This window comes from Candidatus Margulisiibacteriota bacterium (genome assembly GCA_028715625.1).
GTDB lineage: Bacteria > Margulisbacteria > Riflemargulisbacteria > GWF2-35-9 > GWF2-35-9 > JAQURL01.
Map to the genome: position 1 here is coordinate 4,302 of JAQURL010000047.1, position 3,784 is coordinate 8,085.

Here is a 3,784-nt window from a genome sequence, read left to right on the forward strand (position 1 = left end):
GATATAAGTTCCATAAATAAAGAAATTTTAAAACAAATGACCAAGTCTCTGCGTAAATATGTAAAAGCTAATTTCCAGACACATACCAGGGCTCCATATGGAGAACCAAGGCCGGTCATAGCTTATGAAACACAACCTGCCGCAGCATCTGAAATTCCTGGCGGAATAAATCTGGAACAGGAAATTCTAAACAGATGCAAAAATAAAAATAAAGCCCGGGAAATTATCGGCGATTTAAAAACCCATGGTTATCTGGAAGCAGATGGCAGGCCCGGAAGACTGGCCAAGTATGTGTCTGCTATAAATTTCTGGAAAATAGACGATAAAAAATCTGAAATGGAACTGGCCCAATTATTCAAAGAAGCTGCCTCTAAACCAGCTGTGCTTATACCTTCTACCAATTCAACAATGGCCAGCCGCCCGGTTGGTAGGGGGAAACCTACAACCTCCGCAAGCAGTGCAATTCATTCCGCCATAATAAACTACATGAAAAGTAATGACTATTTTGAAAATAACGGCAGACCTAAAAAAAGTTTTGTAGAATATCTGAGTGTACACTTTTTGATGGATAAATTTCAAATCAACCGGGATGAGGCTGAAAATTCTCTGCGTCTTTTAAAAAAATATGAACCTGTAGAAGAAGCCAAAAAATCACGCGGTTTCTGGGCAACTCTTACCGGCAAAGCAAGTAAACAAAATAATTCGGAAAGACCGGTTGAAACAAGGCCTGCAGCTGCATCCCCGCAGGAACCCCCTAAACCTGTTATTAAATATGAGCCCCGAATAGTTCAAAGGGAAATCGAACCGGAAGTCGGCAAAAAAGCAAGCTACGCAGAAACATCGCCTACACCTGTTGCTCCCGGTGCAAAAGTAAGTGATCAGGATGTTTTAGGGAAATTAAGCAAAGAACATACACCGCTTTATCTGGATGACAGAAATTATAATAAAACCCTGCCTAACAAAGAATATCTAAGGGTAAGACCCTTTAAAAGACTGGTAGTTTATGATCACCAGGACAGAATGATGACGCAGGATTTCCGCAAATTACAATCTGCGCAAGACTTTGCAGCGCTGGTAAAAGATGACCTGGTAAAACAAAAAACCGATCAGGCCGTGAGCTTTAATCTGGACAAAATAACTAAAAATTCGACCAAACCTGATTCGGCTTATAATTATAATGGCAAAAACAAAACTTCAGTTTATGCTTATCTTGGCCAATATGATGATCCCCAGGTAAACATTGAGGTAGCCAATACTGATGAGCAGATGTACTACAAACTGTTGTCCTTTGACACCCAACAAAATTTATTTCACAAAATGGATAAACTGTTTAAAAATAACAATGAAAAAGAAGGTCTTATTTATATGGCCCTGCTCTTTGAAAATATTGTAAATAACAATAATGACAACAGTAAAGAATTAAACAACCTGATCATCCAATATGTGATCCAAAAGCATTACCAGAATAACGAGGAAAAATTTCTGGAGTCTGTGTACAGACAACTGGCAACAATGACGCCATATGCAATAACCAGAAGGATCATTTATACGTTACACATTAATTACGCGGATTATATCTATAACCAATGCCCCATGGCCGATCTTAATTGTTCCAATCCACAGTTTGCCAGCGTAGTTAAATATATAAATCAAACTAGCGCCTTCTGGATAAAGCAATTGGATGATGGGAAAAATTATTTGGCTTCACTACCGCAATATTTATTTTCTGACTCAAAAGAACTTGCCACAAGAATCTTTAACGATGCCAAAGATAAAAAAACATCAAGCATGCTTTTTATTAGTACTTTCTATGAAGGCAATTATTTTGTGAGAACACAGGACCTGAACTATCATTACAGTAAATTTAAAGATTATAGCGAAATATTTAAAAAAATTTTAAATAAATCAAATTTATCTTTAAAAGACAAACAAAACCATTTCAACATAGATGATATCCCCACTTTTAAAGAATATATGAACTATGTAGCTTTTAATAGCGAATTATAAGGGTTAAGCTTAATTAAGTACGATTCTGCCGTCTCCATTCTTTCGTTCGGAAGTAATTCGCTCTATTGGAGATTCCCTAATTACTATGACGCCTCTTCTCATGCCTTCCGTCTTCGCCTAACTGCTTCGCCGAGACGAATCGGACAGATATTCTCCGCGGGCGGAGAGAGAGGTCACGAAGTGACTGAGAGAGGCGGAATGAAAGAATTACTTGGTCGACTTGGATTAATTAATTTTTTAGAACTTTCCCAATCCGGACATCAATATCTTTTCTGTTGGCTTCTATTTTATTTTGCTCGGCTTTACTCTCTGTTAATCTGAGCAAACCTTTAGCGCTGTTATCAACCAAATCTCTCATTTCACCAGCCTGAAGATTTAAGGCTTTAAAAAGTTCAATTACAACAGGCTTAACTTCAACGCCTCCAATTATTACATAATATAAAGCTCTATAAAAAATATCCTGATTCTCTGAGGACAAGTTCTCGATCAAAGTCTTCTTTTGTCCGTCAACAACATAAAGTTTTTGCGCTTTTTTATCGAATTCAAGATTAAATTTTTTAATTAAATATTGCGTCTCACTTTTGGTCTGTAAATCAAGATGTATAACAGCAAATTCTGGATTGTTTGAAGCACCTGTTACCTGGGCTTCCACCAACTTCTTATCAGTGGTCAGGCTGGCCATAATCTCGTTGCTGAATACTGAAAATTTATTAACTTTTTTAGCGAATTCCGTTAAAGACTTGGCTATTTCATTTTTACTCACAGCTCTGTCTATCTGAGAGAAATGCTGTTGTGCAAACCTGATCTTGTAGCCCTCTACGGGTACTCTGTTAAAAAAATAAGCCAGGAACTGCGAGTCGATATTTAACACCAGGTGCTTTAGAACCCGGTCATTATTTTTTATAGTCCTGACATATTCCAGAAAACCGATAAAGCCGGACCTCTTGGTGTCGTCGCTAAGAACTTTTCTCAGCAAATCGGCTTCAATAACTATGTCCTGCTTGTCGCCTACATAAGTAAGATCATGTAATGTAGTTGTAAGTTTTTCTTTCTGAGTGGCGGGTATAGAGGACGTATTCTTTATGGTATTAAGCATACTTTCTGTACCTATTTCACTCCCTGTTAATAAGGATTTACTATTCAGGCATAAGCTCTCGATATATTTACGTAGATATTCTTTTTTGGCTTCTATACTCGCAAATCCTTTTAGCCCTTTGTTCAATTCTCTTATTTTGCTCGTTGAAATGGATAATCTTGTTTCTTCCAACATATCCATATCGTCTGACGCATTCAGGTATATATATTTCAAATCTTTCAGTTTGTCGGTCGTTCCTGTTGTTCTTTTTTTGGGATCTTTAGCTTTTATTGTTTCTTCCTTAAGAGTTTCATAAAACAACTTCAAAGACTCTCTTTCCTCCAGAGTTGTTTTTACAAATATGGCATTGGCCTGGTCGTTATTAAAAAAAGTTGAAACTCCGGCCCTGGCATCATCTTCCATACTTCTTACAGCCTGGGCGATACCATTCTTGTTCTGCACAAAATTGGGATCATCAACATCGGCCATCCATACCTGCCAGTTTTTCTTGGCTTCGTTATAGGCCAGAATTGTTCCATCCTGCAGTATCTCGTATTTGCCCGGATTCATGTATTGTCTGATTCTGAACGGCAGGAGTATAAAAGTAAGCGGCAGCATCCATAAGGGTACATTTATTTCGATAACCTTACCGCCCCACTTTACATCCGAAAGCTTAACAATTACACCTTTAGTAGCGCTGAC

General features: G+C 37.8%; 2 protein-coding genes. One reads left to right on the forward strand and one right to left on the reverse strand.

What is annotated here, in order from left to right; translation table 11 throughout:
• Positions 1 to 2,007, forward strand: a 2,007-nt coding sequence (locus PHV30_08265; protein ID MDD5457011.1) for a hypothetical protein, incomplete at its 5' end; no start/stop codon positions are given.
• A gap of 229 nt (positions 2,008 to 2,236) precedes the next feature.
• On the opposite strand, the gene PHV30_08270 is transcribed toward PHV30_08265, so the two are convergent.
• Positions 2,237 to 3,784 (reverse strand): hypothetical protein (locus PHV30_08270; protein ID MDD5457012.1); only part of this gene is annotated, 1,548 nt, incomplete at its 5' end.